The sequence below is a fragment of the Haloferax sp. Atlit-10N genome (genome assembly GCF_003586325.1).
GTDB classification, from domain to species: Archaea; Halobacteriota; Halobacteria; order Halobacteriales; family Haloferacaceae; genus Haloferax; species Haloferax prahovense.
Genome location: NZ_PSYX01000007.1, coordinates 66,946 through 83,560, shown reverse-complemented (window position 1 = coordinate 83,560; position 16,615 = coordinate 66,946). Strand labels below are relative to the sequence as shown.

Sequence of the window (16,615 nt, the reverse complement as noted above, 5' to 3'; positions counted from 1 at the left end):
CGCCGGTCTACCGGGCGGAGTCGCTCAACTGTCCTTTGGGGCCGCTGTCTTCCGGTTCCAGCACCGCCTCGTATTTACCGCGGTAGTACAGCCACCCGAAGACGAGCAGCGTCAGGGGAAAGAACACGAGGGCGACGAGCGCGGCCGGCGGGAACAGGACGAACAGCGCGAACGTCTGCCACGAAACGAGCGTGTCGCGTGCCATACTCGAAATTCAAACCACGTTGTCATGTGTCTTCGGGCGCGCCCGAGGTCCGTCGCAAGTCGGGTCTCGGTAGGTTCCACTGGTCTCTGTCGCCCGAGACGAGTGCGGTATTTTCACCACCTTTTATTTGGTTTGACGCGAAGTAGGGGGAAGTGACTGATATCTCAGATTCTCTTCGGCTCCTTTTCGAGACTTCGGTCGAGCGAGACGGCGACCGTTACGTGGTGTCGATTCCGAGCGAACTCGTCGAAAACGGGTCGATTTCGACGGAGGAACTGTACCGCGTCGCGCTGTTGACGAGTCCGGGCACCGCGTCGACGACCGAGGCTTCGGCCGAACCGACGGCAGCGAAGACGACCGACGGCCGCGGCATCAGTTCGGACGGCGAGCGGGAACCGGAGGCCTCGGCGTCGGATTCCCGCGAGGCGCGTTCACAGCCGCGAAAACCGCCCGTCGCGGAGGGCGACGTCCGAGCCGTCATCATCGACACGCTCGGCGACCAGGGCGACGGCATCGCGAAGGTCGAACGCGGCTTCGTCATCATCGTCCCCGGCACGGAGCCCGGCGACCGCGTCGAGGTCGAAATCACCGACGTGAAACAGACCGTCGCGTTCGCGGAACCGGTCGACGGCGCGGGCGCCAACTGACCCGTCGAGACCGACCGCGGCTTTCGCCCCGCGGTGTTGGCATATTCCAACCGGGGCCCCATTAGGTTCCGAGCCGTAGCCGTCGGTACCACCGCATGTCCGAACGAACGCTCCGTCACGCCTCTTCTCCACGCGACGACACACGAACCGAGTCTCCCCGAGCCGACCGCCCGGCGTTCGAATCGAGCGTCGACGTCGACGCCGCCGCCGACGCTGACGGCGGCCCAGGCGCGCGGGCGCAGTCGACGCCCGCGAACCAATGGCGCCCGACCGTCCGACAGGGCATCGCGCTGTGGGCGCTTATCGCGGTCGGCTGGGCGGTCGTTCCCGCCGACCATCCGCTACAGATTGCCGTCGCCGTCAGCGGCGTGTACGCCTCGCTTCTCCTGCCGACGGCGCTCTACTTCGACTTCCGGGAGCGACGCCCCGAATCGAGCCTCCGGCGGGCAGTCCGCGGGACTGCGAGCGCGTTCGCCGCCCGCGCCCGCGGCGCTCTGCCGGGACGCGGCGGTGCGACTCGCTCGTCGTGCACGTGCAATCGCTGACGGGTCCGAGAACGTTACTGCGTCCTCGCGGCCGAGCCCGAACGGTTTGAACGCCCGGCTGAAAACGAAACGGACCGAATCGAAGAGAAAAGCGGCTTTTAGCGCCCGAAATCCCGCGTTACGCGGTCGAACCCACGGTCATCTCGCCCGACTTCTGGGTCGCTTCGAGGAGTTCGCGGTAGCGGTTCCTGATTGTCACTTCGCTGATGTCGGTCACCTCGCTCACCTCGGACTGCGTCAGTTCCTCGTCGGCGAGCAGCCCGCCGGCGTAGATGGCCGCCGCCGCGAGGCCGACGGGGCTCTTGCCGCTGTGGATACCCTGTCGCTTCGCGTTGTCGAGGAGCGACCGAGCGCGGCGCTCCACGTCGTCCGTCACGTCGAGTTCGGAGACGAACCGCGGGAGGTACTGCGCCGGGTCGGCCGGCTTCATGTCCAAGCCCAGCTCGCGGGAGACGTAGCGGTACGTGCGGGTGAGTTCCATCTTGTCGACTCGGGAGACGCGTCGGACCTCGTCGAGCGAGCGCGGGACGCCGGCCTGTCGGGCCGCGGCGTAGATGGCGGCCGTGGCGACGCCTTCGATGGAGCGGCCGGGGAGCAGGTCGTCGTCGAGGGCGCGGCGGTAGATGACCGAGGCGGTCTCGCGGACGGTGTCCGGAAGCCCGAGCGCCGAGCCCATCCGCTCGACCTCGCCGAGCGCCTGCTTGAGGTTGCGCTCCTTGGAGTCGCGGGTGCGGAACCGCTCGTTCCACGTGCGGAGCCGCTGCATCTTCTGACGCTGTCCCGACGACAGGGAGTTGCCGTAGGCGTCTTTGTTCTGCCAGCCGATGTTGGTCGACAGCCCCTTGTCGTGCATCATGTTCGTCGTCGGCGACCCGACGCGGGACTTCTGATCGCGCTCCGCGGCGTCGAACGCGCGCCACTCGGGGCCGCGGTCGATTTCGTCCTCGCGGAGGATTTCGCCCGTCTCGGGGTCGACCCACTCGCCGTGTTGCTCGTCGTAGACGAGGTCGGTCCGGTCTGCGACCGCCGCCTCGGACGACTCGGCCTCGTCTTCGTCGCGCTCGTCGCCGGACTGTCGGGCCTCTGGCTCCGCCGTCGGTGCCGACTCGTCCCGCATCGAACGCCAGTCGACGTGTTTCGTATCCATTGAGTATCGGTTTATTCTCTATCGAGGGTAATGGGCCCTCGGTTGGAATATGCCAAATACCTTCGATTCGAGGGGTGACGGCCGGAGGGCGATTCCGACCACTCAGCCCCGGAGCGCGTCGATAGGCCGCTCGTTCGCCGCCCGCCACGCGGGGTACGCGCCGGCGAGCAGGCTGGTCAGGATACCGAACCCGACCGCCCCGGCCAAGTACAGGAGCGCCGACTGCGTGAAGGCGAAGGGGTCGCCGAGGAACAGCGCGTTCGCCACCATCGCCACGACAACGGCGATAGCGAGCCCCACCGCCGATCCGAGCGCGCCCAGGAGCACCGCCTCGACGAGGAGAATCCGGACGATATCGCCTTTCCCGTAGCCGACCGCCCGCAGGACTCCGATCTCCTCGCGGCGCTTGATGACGGCCATCAGCATCGTGTTCGCAATCGAGACGCCGGCGACGAGAAGCGAGATGGAGCCGAGGCCCGCGAGGAACGCGTTGATTCCGTTCACGAGCGTCTTGAGCAGGCGGACGAGCGAGGTGAGTTCGAACACCAACAGCCTGTCTTTCCGGTCGTTGAAGCGGTCTCGGAGCGCCTCGGCGACGGCTTCGGCCCTGTCAGTCGACTCTGTCATCACCTGCACGCGACTGTACTGTCGGTCCCCAGTCTCCTCGATGGGGAGGTACAGCCGACTCCCGCCGAACGACTGGGTCTCGGCCAGCACGGCGACGACGCGGTAGGTGTGTTCGGTCTCGATCGTCCCGGTGGCCGTCTCCGTCTCGGAGACGAACGTGAGGCGCTCACCGAGTTCGACGCCACGGTCGGCCGCGAACTCGTGGGAGACGACGACGCTCTGCCGCCAGTTCAGGGGAATCTCTCCCCGCGCTATCTCGTGTGTCTTCCGGGGGTCGTCGACGTAAGTGACAGTCACCCCCTCGCGGGTGCCGTCGTCCGTTATCAGCTCCATATTCCCGGTCTGCGTCGCCACGACCGCGGCCGCCCCGACCGTCTCGTCTATCGCTTTGACGTCCTCTCTGTCGAAGTGCGACGCCTCCATGTCGGCCCCCGGCGAGACGTAGACGTTCGTCGCGCCCTGGGCTTGGATGCTCTGCAGTTGGCTCTGCTTGAACGCCGCGCCGCCCGCGCCGATTGCGCCGATTGCGACGACGCCGATGAGTATCGAGGCCGCCGCGAGTATCGACCGGACCTTCGCCCGCGAGATGTTCCGCCGGGCGATGACGAGCCGCGGGAACCGCCCGGCGATTCGGTGGCGCAGGCTCATCGTCTCTCGCCCCTCGTTCGCGTCATTCTAATGCCTCCACGGGCCGCTTGTTCGCGGACTTCCACGCGGGGTACACGCCGGCGAACAGCGACGTGAGAACGCCGAACAGCGCCCCGAGACCGACGTATCGAAGCCCCGCGGCCGTGAACGCCAGCGGGTCGCCGACGAGGAACTGGTTGAGCCCCATCCCGATGCCGAGCGCGAGCGGGACGCCGATTGCGGCACCGACGAGCCCGAGGATGGTCGCCTCGGCGAGAAGCAGGCTCACGACCGCCCGCTTGGGATAGCCGACCGCCCGCATGACGCCGATTTCGCGCTCGCGCTCTATCGCCGTCATCAACATCGTGTTCGCGATGGTGACCGCGGCGACGAGGAGCGAAATCGAGCCGACGCCGATGAGGAACTGGTTTATCATCTCGAACGTCTGACTGAAGCGCTCCCGCTGTTCTTGGACCCCCAAGACGGCGATGGTTCGCCTTCGGGTGTTGAACTCCGTCTCGAGGCTCTCGGCCGCCTCGTCTATCGACCCCGTCTGCGGGTCGACCCTGACGATGACCGAGCCGTACTTCGAATCGGAGTCTTCGAGCTGGCTGAGGCGGTCGAACGGGAGGAACACCGAGCGGTCGGCCTGTAGCTGGTCGGCGAACCCCTGCGGTTCGAGCACCGCAGCGACGCGGAACGTCCGCTCGAAGCTCCCGTTTATCGTCACCGTCAGCTGGTCGCCCGTCTCCACGTCGTTGTTGTCGGCGAACCGGGAGCCGACGACGACCTGCTGTCGCCAGCTATCGGGTATCGACCCCGATTGCGCCTCGTAGAACGTCCCGAGGGCCGCCAGTCCCTTCACCTGCGCCGAGGGGGAGGTCTCTCCCGACGACGTGCGGACGACGGTGTCCCAGCGCTCGATGACGGGGTGTACCGTCGCGCCCGAGGTCACCTGTCGCATTCGACTGACGTCCTTGTCCGAGATGCCGCCGACGATGTCCCCGTCGTCGTTCTGGTAGTAGACGGGGCTGACGGTGGCGGTCCCGCCGAACCCCTCGTACGCCTCCATCTGGTCCTGTTTGAACGCCTCGCCGCCCGCGCCGATGGTCCCGATGGCGACGACGCCGATGACGATGGCGACGACGGCCAGCGTGGTCCGCGCGGTGGCGCGCGACAGGTTTCGGCGGGCCAACACGACCGTCGGGAACCGGGCGGTCACCCGGCGGAGCCAACTCACGGGGACGCACCTCGAACAAGAACGGCGCGCGGCCGCCGCTTCGAGACGCTCACGCTCCGTGCCCCCCGTCAGCAGCTGTCTCGCCCGTGTCCTCGATGACGCCGTCGACGAGGTTCACCACGCGGTCGGCCTCCTCGGCGACGTAGGCGTCGTGGGTGACCGTGACGATGGCCACGTCCTCCTCGGCTCGGAGTTCGTCGAACAGGGCGAGGATTTCGTCGCCGGTGTCGCGGTCGAGGTTCCCGGTCGGCTCGTCGGCCAACAGGAGCGCGGGGTCGTTGATGAGCGACCGCGCGATGGCGACGCGCTGTTTCTGTCCCCCCGACAGCTCGTCGGGGTAGTGGTCGAGCCGGTCGCCGAGGCCGACCCGCTGAAGCAGTGTTTTCGCTCGCTCGCGCGTCTTCACCGGTGTCTTGTCGAGCATCCGCGGCATCTCGACGTTCTCCAGCGCCGTCAGCGTCGGAATCAGGTAGAAACTCTGGAACACGAAGCCGATTGCGCGCTTCCGCTTTCGGGTTCGGTCCGCGTCGGAGAACGTCGACACGTCCTGTCCCCGAAGACTGACCGCGCCGTCGGTCGGCACGTCGAGTAGGCCCAGCAGGTTGAGGAGCGTGGACTTCCCGCTCCCCGAGGGGCCGACGATGGCGACGAAGTCGGACGGCGCGATGCCGAAATTGATGCCTTTCAGCGCCCGGACGGTCTGGGTCCCCGTCTGGTACTCCTTCGTGACGTCTTCGCCGCGGAGTATCAGGTCGCCGGCGAGGCTCGCGGCGTCACTCGGGAGGTCCTCGCGGCCGGCCTCCGCCGGCTCCGCCTCCTCGGAGTCGGAGATGTCCCATCTCATCTGTCGTCAGCTCCGCCAGCGATAGACGACCGCACCCACGAGGAGGACCGCGGCGGCACCGCCGACCGGGAGGAGCGGGAGCCCGCCCGCCCCCGAGTCCGGCACGGGGCGACGCATCGTCTGACGGTCGACGCTGACCGACGTGGTGACCGACTTCTCGACGCCGCCGACGCTGTACCGAACCTCGACGGGAACCGAAGAGACGTTGCCCTGTGCGGCGGTTCGGAGGGTGAACGACGAGAAGTCGCTCCCGTCGATGCTCCCGATGAAGTAGTTGCTTCGCTCGACGCTCGACGAGTCCGCGACGGAGACGACGACTCCCTCGACGGCGTCGGAGCCGACGTTCCCGGCGGTCGCCGAGATTTCGAGCGCGCCCCCGGCCTGCGTCGCCTGCACGTCGGTCAGGATGACCTGTCCGGGGTTCGTCGGAGAGCTAAACGCGGGGCGGTACGTGCGGGTGAGTTCGTGTTTCTCGCCGCGGTTCGAGTACTGGAGCGTCACGTTCACCGGGTACGACCCGGCCTCGTCGACCCGCGCGGGGAAGGTGAACGTCGTGGCGTTGCCCGCCTCCAGCCGCGGCTTCACGCGCTCGGTGACGCTGAAGTTCACCTCCGACGAGGAGGAGACGACCCGCAGTTGTCGAATGTCCTCGGTGAGTCCGTTCGAGACGGTGACGTTCACGGACCGAGTGGCACCGGGCACGGCCTCCTCGGTCGAGAGCTCTAGCTGCGGGCGGGAGACCTCCTTCACGTCGACGGTCACCGGGTACCGAACCCGGACGTGCGAGCCGTCGTTCTGTCTGCCGACCAGTACGACGCGGAGGTTTTTCGACCCGGGCTCGTCGAACGAGACGGCGACCGGGATGGTGATGCTCGACCCGATGGTTATCGTTCCCACGTCTTCGATGCGCGCGATGTCGGTGGGGCTTCCCTGTCGGCGGACGTAGACGTCGGTGACGTCGACGACGCTCGGGCTGTTCTCGCCGTTCCGAATCGTCACTTCGAGGTCGGTCTGTTCGCCGGGCGTCGGCTCCGCCGGCGCGACCGTCACGTCGGAGATTCCGATGTGCGCCTCGGCCGCTTTCGCCGGCCCCGTCGCCAGCGGAACGGCGACCGTCGAGAGCACGATGACCGCGACGAAGAGCCACGAGAGAACCGAGCCGACGCCGTCGTTCGGTTCCCGCGGACTCATCCGTTTCTCCTCACGTGATAATGTTGTCTTGCTGCCATCATTGGCTAGTCGAACTAGCCAGCTCCACATAAGTTCCTTGGTTTACATGTCTGTTGCCGAACCAGTCTTCCTGCTGGGTTCGCACTCGGTCGCTTCCCGGGAAAAACGCGGTCGGGGTGGCGTGGGGCGAGGTGCAGTAAGGTCAGGTAAGATGGTGGCGACTTCGACGGGCGGCGCCCGGAATCAGGTCTCGACGCCGAAGCCTTCGTTGCGGAGCGCGGCTTCGAGGCGCTCGCCGTGTTCGCCCTGTAGCTCGATACGTCCGTCGTCGGTCACGGTCCCGCCGACTGCGAGCCGTCGCTTCAGGGTCGACGCGAGGGCGTCCAGTTCGTCGGTCGGGAGGTCGAGGCCGTCGACCACCGTCACGGGCTTACCGTACCGTCGGGTGTCGACGCGAATCGACGCGCGCTGGTCCGCCCGCGCGAGGTCGTCGCCGATTCCGAGGTCGTCCGGCAGGCCGGTGATGTCGCTGAAAGTGTCCTTTCCCACGTATTCGGGTACGCGTCCGCGGCGTATCAGGATGTGGTTGGAATATTCCAACCCTCCTGTGGGCGTGTCCCGCGGGACGTTCGACCCGAGTCGTCGGTCACGCGCTCGCTTCGAGCTTTTCCGGGTCGACGCGCTCTTCGACCTCGGTGCCGAGCGTGCCGGTGACGAACTGCCGGGCCAGCCACGCCTCGGCGCGTGTCAGACGGTACTGGAGCGTCGAGTTCGGGATGTCGAGTTCCTCGGAAATCTCTTGGACGGTGTGCTGGCGCGGCGTCTCGTAGTAGCCGAACTCGACGGCGGCTTCGAGCGCCGCCTGCTGTTCCGGCGGGAGGCCGTCGGCGGAGACGCCCTCTTCGAGCCAGCATTCGGGTTCGCTGATGCGCTGGACGCTCAGCGAAAGGCCGTCGCTGAGGCTGTCTTTGACCTCCTCGTAAATCTCGCTCACCGTGTCGTCGTCGGAGATGAGCAGTCGCCACTGGTTTTGGGCCCCTCGGCGCTCGGCCTGCATCAGGAGACCGTCGCCGATGTGCTTCGCGGCGACGTGCGGAATCGACTGAATCCCGTCGCCCTCCTCGCGGCAGGAGTAGACGATGCGCCCGTTGGGCGTCTCCGAGAGCACCTCGTAGTCCCACTCGACGACCGGCGCGCCGCACATCCCGAGGACGCCGTTGCACCGGGTGGCCTGTTCGATAACCTCGTCGAACGCTTCGAGCGCCTCCGTCGGCCCGGTGAGGCGGTCGAGTCGCCACATCGACTCGCTCGTGGCGTGTATCGCCATGGTCTTGGAGTGTAAGTCCGGGTTCTCGATGAAGAGGTCCATCACCTCGTCGGCACCCCGCTCGTACTCGACGGTGAAGACGAATTCGCGCATGGATTCGAGGTAGTCGCCGAAGGCCTATAGCCTTGGTTGGTATGTTCCAACTTCGGCTCGCCGCCCGGGACCACGGGCTCGGGGCCCGAACTTCGGTCGCTCGCCCCGCTCAGGACTCGTCGAACGGCGACCGGGCGTGTTCGGGCACGTTCTCGGGGCGGGCGATGAGGTTCTCTCGGCCGAGGTTTATCTTGGCGACGCTGCCCTCGTCGGCCATCCGCGAGAGGACGCGGCTCACTTTCGACTTCGACCAGCCCGTTCCCTCGACGACCTTCGACTGTCGGAGTTGACCGCCGTTGTCGTCGAGGAGTTTGAGAATGCGCGTCTCGTCGTCGAGGAGTTCCTCCGGGCCGGGATAGGCGTCGGCGGTCGGCTCCGGGCGAACCGGGCCGTCGCTCCCGCCCGTTTGGACTGCGTCCGCCGCCGCCCCGTCGCGCCGGCCGGCGGTGCGGTCGGTCGCGCGAGAGCGAACGTCCGACAGCAGCGCCCGCACCTCGCTTCCGCGGACTCGCGCGCCGACGGCGACCAGGACGACCGCGACGGCCGCGACCGCGAGGACGAGTAGCCAGCCGTCGCCACCGAGCCCCAGCGACCCGACGACCGACCCCGGCGCGGCGTTCGGGTCCGACCCCGCTTCGACCTCCGCGCCGTCTCCGCGCCCGTCGCCGTCGGTGTCGCCGCGGTTCGGGTCGGTCCCGAGGACGTTGACCTCGCGGCCGTCGTCGAGACCGTCGCCGTCGGTGTCGGCGGCGGTCGGGTTCGTCTCGTATCGGTTGGCTTCGGGGCCGTCTTCGAGGCCGTCGCCGTCGGTGTCGGCGGCGGTCGGGTCCGTCTCGTGGACGTTGACCTCGGGGCCGTCTTCGAGGCCGTCGCCGTCTGTGTCGGCCTCGGTCGGATTCGTCTCGTAATCGTTGACTTCCGCGCCGTCGTCGAGGCCGTCGCCGTCGGTGTCGGCGGTCGTCGGGTCCGTGCCGTGGGTCGTCACTTCCGCGCCGTCGTCGAGACCGTCGCTGTCGGTGTCGGTTTCGGTCGGGTTGCTCCCCTGCTCGTTGACCTCGACGCCGTCGCTGAGTTCGTCGCCGTCGGTGTCCGTGTTCGTCGGGTCGGTCTCGTAGCGGTTCACCTCCTCGCCGTCGGGCACGCCGTCGGTATCGGTGTCGGCGACGAGCACGTCCGTACCGCGGTCGAGTTCGTCCCGGTTGCCGAGGCCGTCGCCGTCGGCGTCCCCGGCCGGCGCGAGCACCGTGACGCCGTGGCTCGCCTGCGCGACCGGCTCGCCGCCCCCGCCGGGTCTGACGACGGCGGTCAGAGTTCGGTCGCCGGTCGCGTTCACCGGCCACGTCGTGAAGGCGAACTCGACGCGCCGCTCATCGCTCGCGTTCGCCCCCGCGCTCCCGAGCGGTTCGCACGCCAACAGCATCGTCGAGCCGTCGTCGAGGTCGGTCTGTAGGCAGACCTCGTAGTCGTCGCTGTCGGATGCGACGGCCACCGAAACCGTCGACGGCTGCCACGAGGCGACGTACGTCCGGCCGTTCTCGGTCGCGACGACGCCCGCGCCGGCGTGGTTGACCGCACCCACCTCGACGCCGTCCGCCGCGACGACGGCGACCGGTGAGAGGCCTGCCGCGACGACGAGCAACGTCACGACGAGCGCCCACCCGACCCGCGAGACGCGTTTGACTGGCATGTGTTCGCTCCTTATCTGTCGACTCTGCTAGTGTATAATGTTTTGTTTATATGTCCATTGGGCATTTTACAACCCTTTTGAAAGTCAATTTACCAAGAATGTTCCCAAATAGTTAATTATACTCCGGTCGTTGCGGTGCGGGTGCGGCGTCGGTCTCGGCCGTCGTCGCTGAGATTCACGGGCGCCTCTCTCGTCTCTCGACGGGCCTCGGTCGCCGCTTGTCGCCGCTCGCACTCGCCCCCTGTCGTCTCTCGCCCGGTCGCCCCTCTGACGTGAGGTAACCGACGTACAGAACCGCTTTCGTCGGCGCTCGCCCCGCCGGAAAACGTTCCGTTAATCCGACTGAAACGGTCGAAACGGCCAGGCGAAACGGTTGCTCGGGAGAGAACGGTCGGGACGACTCTTCCCCATTATCATCCGCCGAGCGATACTGCTGACTGCGATGCGCGAAACCCTCACTCGACGGCAGTTCGGTGCCGGAGTCGCCGCGGCGACCGTCGCCCTCGCCGGCTGTACGGACACGGGCGGGAGCGGCGGCCCGGTGAACGGGACGAACGGCACGGACGCCGAACCCGCGGTCGGCGGCACCGAGACGACCGCAGAGACCGGTGGTGTCGAGGCGACAACCGAAGACGAGACCACGACGGAAGAAACGACGATGGAAACCACCGAGACGACGATGGAGACGACCGACTCGTCGCTCGACAACTCGACGACGGCGAACGAGACGGCCGAAAACGAGACCACGGCGAACGAGACATCGACGAACGAGACATCGACGAACGAGACGACCGAAAACGAAACGACGACCGACGACTCGGCGTGACAGTCGCAGTCGAACCGATGACCCGCTGACGCCCGCGCCGCGAACGAGGCACGGCACGCTCGACTGGTACACCCGACTGCTCGTGCCCGCGCCGGCGCTCACCCTCTCCAGCCCTCCACGGCACACTCGCACCCAGTCACCCCCGCGGGACATCCGAATCCCCCTGACGCACCCCTCCAAATTCGGTCCCCCTGACGCACCCCTCCAAATTCGGTCCCCCTGACGCAGCCCTTCGCCCGTGCCCTCCAGCACGCCTTCACCGCGCCCTCCAGCGCACCCACCCCAGTCGGAGTCACCCGATTTTCGGAACTTCCCCCGCACGTCGTACCGGCGGCGCGCACTCCGCGGAACATTTACCCGCCCGTTCGCTACTCGGGGTATGGACGCAGACGACAACCACCGCGGGTGGGCCGAGCGCTCCGGCGACTTCTCGCCGGAGTACTACGCCCAAATCGGCCCGAACGAGGTCAGCGAGACGCTCGCGACCGTGTTCGAGCACTACGCGGCGGAAGACGCGTCGGTTCTCGAACTCGGCTGTAGTTCCGGTCGCCACCTCGCACACCTGCGCGACCGCGGCTACGAGGACCTCACCGGCATCGACATCAACGACGACTCCTTCGAGGTGATGGCCGAGTACTTCCCCGAACTCGTCGACACCGGCACGTTCCTCACCGGCGCAATCGAGGACCTGCTTCCCGACTTCCCCGACGACAAATTCGACGTTATCTACTCCGTCGAGACGCTCCAGCACGTCCACCCCGACGACACGTGGGTGTTCGAGGAAATCGCCCGCGTCTCGTCGGACCTCGTGATAACCGCCGAGAACGAGGGTAACGGACCGACCCGCGGACGCTCCGGCTCAGAGGTGAGCTACGTCAACGACGACTTCCCGCTGTATCACCGCAACTGGAAGGACGAGTTCTCCGACCTCGGCCTCGCGCAACTCCTCTGCGAACCGGGCAAGCGCGACACGGTTCGCGTCTTTCGGGTTCTCTAACACTGGTCGCCGTCGGTCCCGTCTCAGCGGCCGATACCGCGCCATCGACAGGCCTCCTCTCGCTCGCTTGTCGCACTCACAAATTGTTTCAACCAAGCCGGCGAACTGAGCGTGCTGACCATGTACACGATGTCCAGCGACGACTTCAGCGTTCACCTGCGCGACTGCGACGAGGCCGGCTCCGGGATTCCCATCACCAGCCTCCCGGACGAAGTCACCTCTCTGGACGACCTGCCGTGTTCCTGCTGGGACGAGTTCGACTCGTTCGACGAACTCGAGTGACGGCCGGGGCGCGAGGGCATCGTTCGGTCGTGGTTTCGGACGCCGACGCACCGCGCGCTCGGCGGGGCTCGTTTCGACGGGTGTTTGACGGCGACAGCGTTGCCTTCCGTGACTTACTGGCTCGGCGAGAGCGCCCAGAGCGTCCCCTCGCCCGTCTGTGCAAACGCCTGCGTCCCGGCCGCGCCGAGGAGATAGCCGTCCGCCGAGAGCGTCGTCTCGAACGGGTGGAAAAACGACGCGCCGCGAGACCACCGAATCCGGCCCGCGCGGGTCCCGACGACGAACGCCTCGTCGGTCGAGGCGGTTCGCTCGACCGGGCTGTCGAAGCGGACTTCGTACCGCTCCGAGCCGTCCCGAACCGCGAGTTCGTACAGCGTCCCGAAGGTGTCCGACGGCGGTTCGTCCGTCCCCTCAGCGACCAGAACCGTCGAGCCCCGCTCGTGGACGCCGACCACCTGCGCGCCGGCCCCGAACGAGGTGCGCCACCGGAGCGACCCGTCGGCCGCGTCGAGCATGGCGATGTCGCCGCCGCCACCGGCGTAGACGCTATCGCCGGCCGGAATCGGCCCCACGTCGGCCCAGTCCCAGCGGTCCGGTCGCCACGCCCACCGGAGGCTCCCGTCCTCGGGCGCCATCGCGAAGACGCCCTCGTCGTCGCCGTAGTAGACCGCCCGCTCGTCGGCGAACAGTTGGTCCTGCGGAGCGATGACGACGGTGAAGCCGACGCCGTCGACCGCCGATTGCTCCCACCGAACCGCGCCGTCGTCGGTCGCGAGCGCCGCGAGCGTCCCGTTCGCCGCGTAGAGAGTGTCGCCCGCGATGGCCATCGCAGAGCCGATGTTCCCGACGGTCTGAGACCACCGATGGCTCCCGCTTTTGGCGTCGAACGCACGGACTCGCCCGCGCCCCGCTCCGAGTTTCTCGCCCGCGTACACCGACCCGCCAGCGGCGAGGAGCCCCGTCGGGCGGCCGAAGTCGTGGTCCCACAGGCGCTCGCCGCTCTCTCGGTCGAACGCGACGACCCGCCCCTCGTCGATGTCGCCGTCCCGATGGCCGATGACGGCGACGACCCCCTCAGTGACCGACGGTGGGGAGAGGACGCTCGGTTCGGGCACGGACGCGGACCAGTCCGTCCCGTCGGGCGACCGGAACTGTCGGAGCGACGAACAGCCGGCGAGTCCACTTGCGAGGGCGGTGCCAGCGGCGGCGAGAAACGCGCGACGCGACGAGGAGCCGGAATCGGAGGAAACACGAGATGGAGGTGACGAAGGCGAGGGCATACGTCGGCTTCTCGCAGGTCGCCGATAGGTATTGTGGGTCGGTGGGTGGGGCGACGACGCGGTGGCTCCCCAGCGAGCGTCGCTTTTAGAGTCGGTCGAGGTCGAGCGGCTCCGCCGCCTCCCAGTACCGCTCGAACAGTTCGTCGGCCCACGCGAGCACTTCAGGTTCGGTCACGTCGATAGAGGCTTGGAGGATGCCGTTATCATCGCGGAGGAACAGGTGGACGGTCGCGTCGGCGATGGTCGCGGCCATCGGAATCGGCTCGTCGGTGATGCGGACGGCGGCCGCGTCGGCGTCGAGGAGGTCGCGGAGCTGTTCGCGCAGTTGGGAGTCGTGGGCGAGCGCGTCGATGGCGTCCGCCGAGAAGACGCCCTCGAACCGCTGGTCGCCGGCGGCGGTCCGCTCTCTGACGATGTCGAGGTTCTGCTCGTTGAACGCGTAGGAGAAGATGCGCACGTCTTCGGCCTCGCTCAGGAGGGACACCGCGCGCTTGACGGGCGCGTTCGGCCGAACCTGACTCGGCGTGGTAATCGTGGCCCCGGTGAGGTGTTCGAGGTCGAACGTGATGGCGTCGGTCGGGAGCCACTCGACGACCGGCCGGAGTTTGGCGTCGGTGTCGAGGATGTCGACGAGGTCGTCGAACCCCCGCGAGACGAGTTCACCGGTCACCGTCGCCCGGTACGCGCCGTCCTCGCGGACGAGCCACGACCGGTCTTCGAAGTCGCTGAGAACCCGACCCATTGTCGGCTGCGACGCCCCGGTCCGCTCGACCAACTCGCGCCGGGAGTGCGGCCGCTCGGCGAGGTATCTGAGCGCGTCGACGCGGTTCTGCGAGAGCGCGAGAAACGCTATTTCGTCTAATGCCGACTCCATGCGGCGGGGTTGTGCGCGCTCGGATATACTTCTTTCGTGGCGCGAAATAATTTCACAGAATGAATCATCCTCGTCCGCCGCGGACTTTTCTTGCTATGAATTGATTTCTGAATCAAACTATTCGTGGGGGAGTTGTATGACTCTCTAAGATGCGTTCACTTCACTCTGCGTTCGGTCTCTCGGTCGGTGGTGTCGAATGGTGACGGCGACGCGCCGGCGGTTCGTCCTGTTCGCGTTGACGGCGTTCTTCTTCGGCGGGACGTTCGTCGCCGCGAAGGCGGGCCTCGACTACCTCCCGCCGCTCCTGTTCGTCGCCCTCCGATTCGACATCGCGGCGGTATTGCTCGTCGGCTACGTCGTCGCGACCCGGCCGCGCGCCGAACTGCTCCCGCGGTCCGTCCGCGACGTGGTCGGCATCCTCGCCACCGGCGTGTTCGTCATCGGCCTCGCCAACGCTCTCCTGTTCGTGGGACAAGAGCACGTCTCCAGCGGTGTCGGGTCGATTATCTTCAGCCTCAACCCGATTCTGACGCCCGTGTTCGCCATGGCGCTTCTCGCCGACGAGCGACTCTCCACGCGGGGCGCGCTCGGGATGCTCATCGGCCTCCTCGGCGTCGGCCTCGTCGTCGGCGTCGACCCCGCGAACCTGCTCGGCGGCGAGGCGCTCTGGAAGGGCGTCGTCTTCCTCGGCGCGGTCAGCGGAGCGCTCGGGACCGTGCTCATCCGCTGGGCCGACACGTCGCTTTCGAGCACCGTCCGAACGGCGTGGGCGCTCCCCGTCAGCGCGGCGCTCACCCACGGCATGAGCGTCGCCTCCGGCGAGTCGTTCGCCGCGGCCACGTGGTCGCCGACGGCCCTCCTCGCGCTCGCCTACGTCGGCGTCTTCGCCGGCGCGGTGGCCTACCTCACCTACTTCGGCTTCCTCGACGACGTGGGTCCGATTCGCGGCAACCTCGTCTTCTACGCCGTGCCCATCGTCGCGACGCTCGGGGGGACGGTGCTCCTCGGCGAGTCGATTTCGACGCTCACCGTCGTCGGCTTCGCGACCATCTTCACCGGCTTCGCCGTCCTCGCGACGGAATCGCTCCTCGGCGAGGTCGCGCGCGTCTACGGGAAAATCGAGTCTCGCGTGGTCAGTCTCGCCGGGCACGGGGCTCCGGGACGCGACTGAGTCGCGGACGGGTCACTCGCGGAAGTAGAACTGAGAGGGGGTAGAGATGTAGGGGCGGACCCATCGAGCGGCGGTCCGAGGGGGCAGGGTCGGAGTACCGTTGGCACGGGATGGGCCGCCTGTCTGTGCTGTTATGTCACCGGTCCGCCGACCAGACAGCATCGAACGGACACGTGAGAATTGTCTGCCACCTAAGTAGTCTTTCTGGCCCGGTTCTCAAAAACGGCCGACTGCGTCGGTTTTCGCTCGTCCGTCCGTGTTATCGATACGAGAGCGCGACCGCTCCGAGCGCGGAAATCAGACAGAAGTTCCCGACGCCGATGAGGAACAGTTCGTTCGAGCCAGACGTGTCGACCACGATGACCGCCGCGAACGCCGCGATGCCGAGGGCGAACAGGGCGACGCCGAGATAGCGGTCGTATCGCGGGTCGTAGTCGAGTTCGGCCAGACGCAAGAGCGGTCCCGGCTCGGGCGACTCGTCGCTCCGAGCGTCGCGGACTTTCCCGCGAAAGTGCAGAAGCACCATGCCGGTCGCGCTGGTCCAGACGACTCCGGCCGCGAGGTCGACCTCCGGGCCGTCGAAGGCGACGACGAGTCCCACGAGGAGCGACGCGGCGGCTATCGCCCCGGCGACGGCGGTCTCGTTCAGCCTCGTCATTCGAAATCGAGCCGAAGATAGCTCGCTCCGTGTCGGTAGTTGTACGCCTCGACGACGACGCCGACCGCCGAGAGGATGGCGAGGACGCCCCACAGGAGATTCGACAGCGCGCCACTGGCGTACCCGCCGGCGAACAGCAGCGTCGTGTACACTGCGGAGGCGAGGGGGAACGCGGGATGCTCGCGGAAGGCATCGATTGCGCCCGTGGCCATGTAGACGAGGGTGAGCAGTCCCATGGCCGCGAGCGCCGGACTGACCGACTCGTCGGTGAGAGACAGTAGAGCGACGAGCACGACGGCGACGACCGCGAAAACGGCCAGTCGCCACCGGCTGACGCCGGCGTGGAGAACGGCGGAGGGCATTCCACT

At 67.4% G+C, this 16,615-nt stretch carries 19 protein-coding genes; 6 read left to right on the top strand and 13 right to left on the bottom strand.

Going from position 1 to position 16,615, the window contains the following annotated elements; genetic code table 11:
* Window positions 1–7: 7 nt before the first annotated feature.
* Window positions 8–205, bottom strand: coding sequence for a hypothetical protein (locus tag C5B91_RS17470; RefSeq protein WP_008097216.1), 198 nt, complete (start codon window positions 203–205; stop codon window positions 8–10).
* A gap of 152 nt (window positions 206–357) precedes the next feature.
* On the opposite strand from C5B91_RS17470, the gene C5B91_RS17465 reads away from it, so the two are divergent.
* Both C5B91_RS17465 and C5B91_RS17460 read left to right on the top strand, forming a co-directional pair.
* Entirely contained in the window at window positions 358–852 is a 495-nt protein-coding gene (locus tag C5B91_RS17465; protein WP_115820114.1) for a TRAM domain-containing protein, read from the top strand.
* A gap of 95 nt (window positions 853–947) precedes the next feature.
* Window positions 948–1,397, top strand: a complete 450-nt coding sequence (locus C5B91_RS17460; protein WP_008097218.1) for a hypothetical protein — start codon at window positions 948–950, stop codon at window positions 1,395–1,397.
* Between the two features lie 118 nt (window positions 1,398–1,515).
* On the opposite strand, the gene C5B91_RS17455 is transcribed toward C5B91_RS17460, so the two are convergent.
* The 8 genes from C5B91_RS17455 to C5B91_RS17420 form a co-directional block, all read right to left on the bottom strand.
* The gene (locus C5B91_RS17455) at window positions 1,516–2,544 is read right to left on the bottom strand and encodes a transcription initiation factor IIB family protein (RefSeq protein ID WP_115820115.1); all 1,029 of its coding nucleotides are present in this window, start codon (window positions 2,542–2,544) and stop codon (window positions 1,516–1,518) included.
* 102 nt (window positions 2,545–2,646) lie between these two features.
* Window positions 2,647–3,819 (bottom strand): ABC transporter permease, encoded by a 1,173-nt coding sequence (locus C5B91_RS17450; RefSeq protein WP_008097220.1) that lies wholly within the window; start codon window positions 3,817–3,819, stop codon window positions 2,647–2,649.
* Window positions 3,820–3,841: 22 nt separating this feature from the next.
* Window positions 3,842–5,038: an ABC transporter permease gene (locus C5B91_RS17445; protein ID WP_115820116.1), complete on the bottom strand. Its 1,197-nt coding sequence runs from the start codon at window positions 5,036–5,038 to the stop codon at window positions 3,842–3,844.
* A 49-nt stretch (window positions 5,039–5,087) separates the two neighbouring features.
* On the bottom strand, window positions 5,088–5,882 hold the full coding sequence (locus tag C5B91_RS17440) for an ABC transporter ATP-binding protein (RefSeq protein WP_199519542.1): 795 nt from the start codon (window positions 5,880–5,882) through the stop codon (window positions 5,088–5,090).
* Between the two features lie 6 nt (window positions 5,883–5,888).
* Window positions 5,889–7,073, bottom strand: coding sequence for a hypothetical protein (locus tag C5B91_RS17435; protein WP_049968793.1), 1,185 nt, complete (start codon window positions 7,071–7,073; stop codon window positions 5,889–5,891).
* A gap of 222 nt (window positions 7,074–7,295) precedes the next feature.
* Window positions 7,296–7,601, bottom strand: coding sequence for a translation initiation factor (locus C5B91_RS17430; protein ID WP_008097228.1), 306 nt, complete (start codon window positions 7,599–7,601; stop codon window positions 7,296–7,298).
* A 97-nt stretch (window positions 7,602–7,698) separates the two neighbouring features.
* Window positions 7,699–8,472, bottom strand: coding sequence for a helix-turn-helix domain-containing protein (locus C5B91_RS17425; protein WP_004971611.1), 774 nt, complete (start codon window positions 8,470–8,472; stop codon window positions 7,699–7,701).
* Window positions 8,473–8,581: 109 nt separating this feature from the next.
* Window positions 8,582–10,159: a helix-turn-helix domain-containing protein gene (locus C5B91_RS17420; protein ID WP_115820117.1), complete on the bottom strand. Its 1,578-nt coding sequence runs from the start codon at window positions 10,157–10,159 to the stop codon at window positions 8,582–8,584.
* A gap of 442 nt (window positions 10,160–10,601) precedes the next feature.
* Here C5B91_RS17420 and C5B91_RS17415 point away from each other — a divergent pair, with 442 nt between their 5' ends.
* From C5B91_RS17415 to C5B91_RS22515, 3 genes are all read left to right on the top strand, one after another.
* Entirely contained in the window at window positions 10,602–10,985 is a 384-nt protein-coding gene (locus C5B91_RS17415) for a hypothetical protein (RefSeq protein ID WP_115820118.1), read from the top strand.
* 379 nt (window positions 10,986–11,364) lie between these two features.
* Window positions 11,365–11,982, top strand: coding sequence for a class I SAM-dependent methyltransferase (locus C5B91_RS17410; RefSeq protein WP_004971616.1), 618 nt, complete (start codon window positions 11,365–11,367; stop codon window positions 11,980–11,982).
* Window positions 11,983–12,102: 120 nt separating this feature from the next.
* Complete coding sequence (locus C5B91_RS22515) at window positions 12,103–12,264, top strand: hypothetical protein (RefSeq protein ID WP_004971617.1); 162 nt, start codon at window positions 12,103–12,105, stop codon at window positions 12,262–12,264.
* Between the two features lie 113 nt (window positions 12,265–12,377).
* On the opposite strand, the gene C5B91_RS17405 is transcribed toward C5B91_RS22515, so the two are convergent.
* Together C5B91_RS17405 and C5B91_RS17400 are read right to left on the bottom strand one after the other, a co-directional pair.
* Window positions 12,378–13,379, bottom strand: coding sequence for a PQQ-binding-like beta-propeller repeat protein (locus tag C5B91_RS17405; protein ID WP_115820119.1), 1,002 nt, complete (start codon window positions 13,377–13,379; stop codon window positions 12,378–12,380).
* Window positions 13,380–13,629: 250 nt separating this feature from the next.
* On the bottom strand, window positions 13,630–14,418 hold the full coding sequence (locus tag C5B91_RS17400; RefSeq protein ID WP_008097237.1) for a winged helix-turn-helix domain-containing protein: 789 nt from the start codon (window positions 14,416–14,418) through the stop codon (window positions 13,630–13,632).
* Window positions 14,419–14,614: 196 nt separating this feature from the next.
* Between C5B91_RS17400 and C5B91_RS17395 the strand changes: the two genes are divergently transcribed.
* On the top strand, window positions 14,615–15,589 hold the full coding sequence (locus C5B91_RS17395; RefSeq protein WP_008097238.1) for a DMT family transporter: 975 nt from the start codon (window positions 14,615–14,617) through the stop codon (window positions 15,587–15,589).
* A 259-nt stretch (window positions 15,590–15,848) separates the two neighbouring features.
* Here the strand turns inward: C5B91_RS17395 and C5B91_RS17390 are convergent, their stop codons facing one another.
* Together C5B91_RS17390 and C5B91_RS17385 are read right to left on the bottom strand one after the other, a co-directional pair.
* Window positions 15,849–16,247 carry a hypothetical protein gene (locus tag C5B91_RS17390; protein WP_049968796.1) on the bottom strand — a complete coding sequence of 133 codons (399 nt, stop codon included), beginning with the start codon at window positions 16,245–16,247 and terminating at the stop codon, window positions 15,849–15,851.
* The gene (locus C5B91_RS17385; RefSeq protein ID WP_181950719.1) at window positions 16,244–16,609 is read right to left on the bottom strand and encodes a phosphatidate cytidylyltransferase; all 366 of its coding nucleotides are present in this window, start codon (window positions 16,607–16,609) and stop codon (window positions 16,244–16,246) included. The genes C5B91_RS17390 and C5B91_RS17385 overlap by 4 nt, the downstream gene beginning before the upstream one ends.
* Between the last annotated feature and the right edge of the window lie 6 nt (window positions 16,610–16,615).

Coding starts and splice junctions, on each gene's coding strand:
- C5B91_RS17470 (WP_008097216.1), bottom strand. CDS start 205: ATGGCACGCGACACGCTCGTTTCGTGGCAGACGTTCGCGCTGTTCGTC.
- C5B91_RS17460 (WP_008097218.1), top strand. CDS start 948: ATGTCCGAACGAACGCTCCGTCACGCCTCTTCTCCACGCGACGACACA.
- C5B91_RS17455 (WP_115820115.1), bottom strand. CDS start 2,544: ATGGATACGAAACACGTCGACTGGCGTTCGATGCGGGACGAGTCGGCA.
- C5B91_RS17450 (WP_008097220.1), bottom strand. CDS start 3,819: ATGAGCCTGCGCCACCGAATCGCCGGGCGGTTCCCGCGGCTCGTCATC.
- C5B91_RS17440 (WP_199519542.1), bottom strand. CDS start 5,882: ATGAGATGGGACATCTCCGACTCCGAGGAGGCGGAGCCGGCGGAGGCC.
- C5B91_RS17435 (WP_049968793.1), bottom strand. CDS start 7,073: ATGAGTCCGCGGGAACCGAACGACGGCGTCGGCTCGGTTCTCTCGTGG.
- C5B91_RS17425 (WP_004971611.1), bottom strand. CDS start 8,472: ATGCGCGAATTCGTCTTCACCGTCGAGTACGAGCGGGGTGCCGACGAG.
- C5B91_RS17420 (WP_115820117.1), bottom strand. CDS start 10,159: ATGCCAGTCAAACGCGTCTCGCGGGTCGGGTGGGCGCTCGTCGTGACG.
- C5B91_RS17415 (WP_115820118.1), top strand. CDS start 10,602: ATGCGCGAAACCCTCACTCGACGGCAGTTCGGTGCCGGAGTCGCCGCG.
- C5B91_RS17410 (WP_004971616.1), top strand. CDS start 11,365: ATGGACGCAGACGACAACCACCGCGGGTGGGCCGAGCGCTCCGGCGAC.
- C5B91_RS22515 (WP_004971617.1), top strand. CDS start 12,103: ATGTACACGATGTCCAGCGACGACTTCAGCGTTCACCTGCGCGACTGC.
- C5B91_RS17400 (WP_008097237.1), bottom strand. CDS start 14,418: ATGGAGTCGGCATTAGACGAAATAGCGTTTCTCGCGCTCTCGCAGAAC.
- C5B91_RS17395 (WP_008097238.1), top strand. CDS start 14,615: ATGGTGACGGCGACGCGCCGGCGGTTCGTCCTGTTCGCGTTGACGGCG.
- C5B91_RS17390 (WP_049968796.1), bottom strand. CDS start 16,247: ATGACGAGGCTGAACGAGACCGCCGTCGCCGGGGCGATAGCCGCCGCG.
- C5B91_RS17385 (WP_181950719.1), bottom strand. CDS start 16,609: ATGCCCTCCGCCGTTCTCCACGCCGGCGTCAGCCGGTGGCGACTGGCC.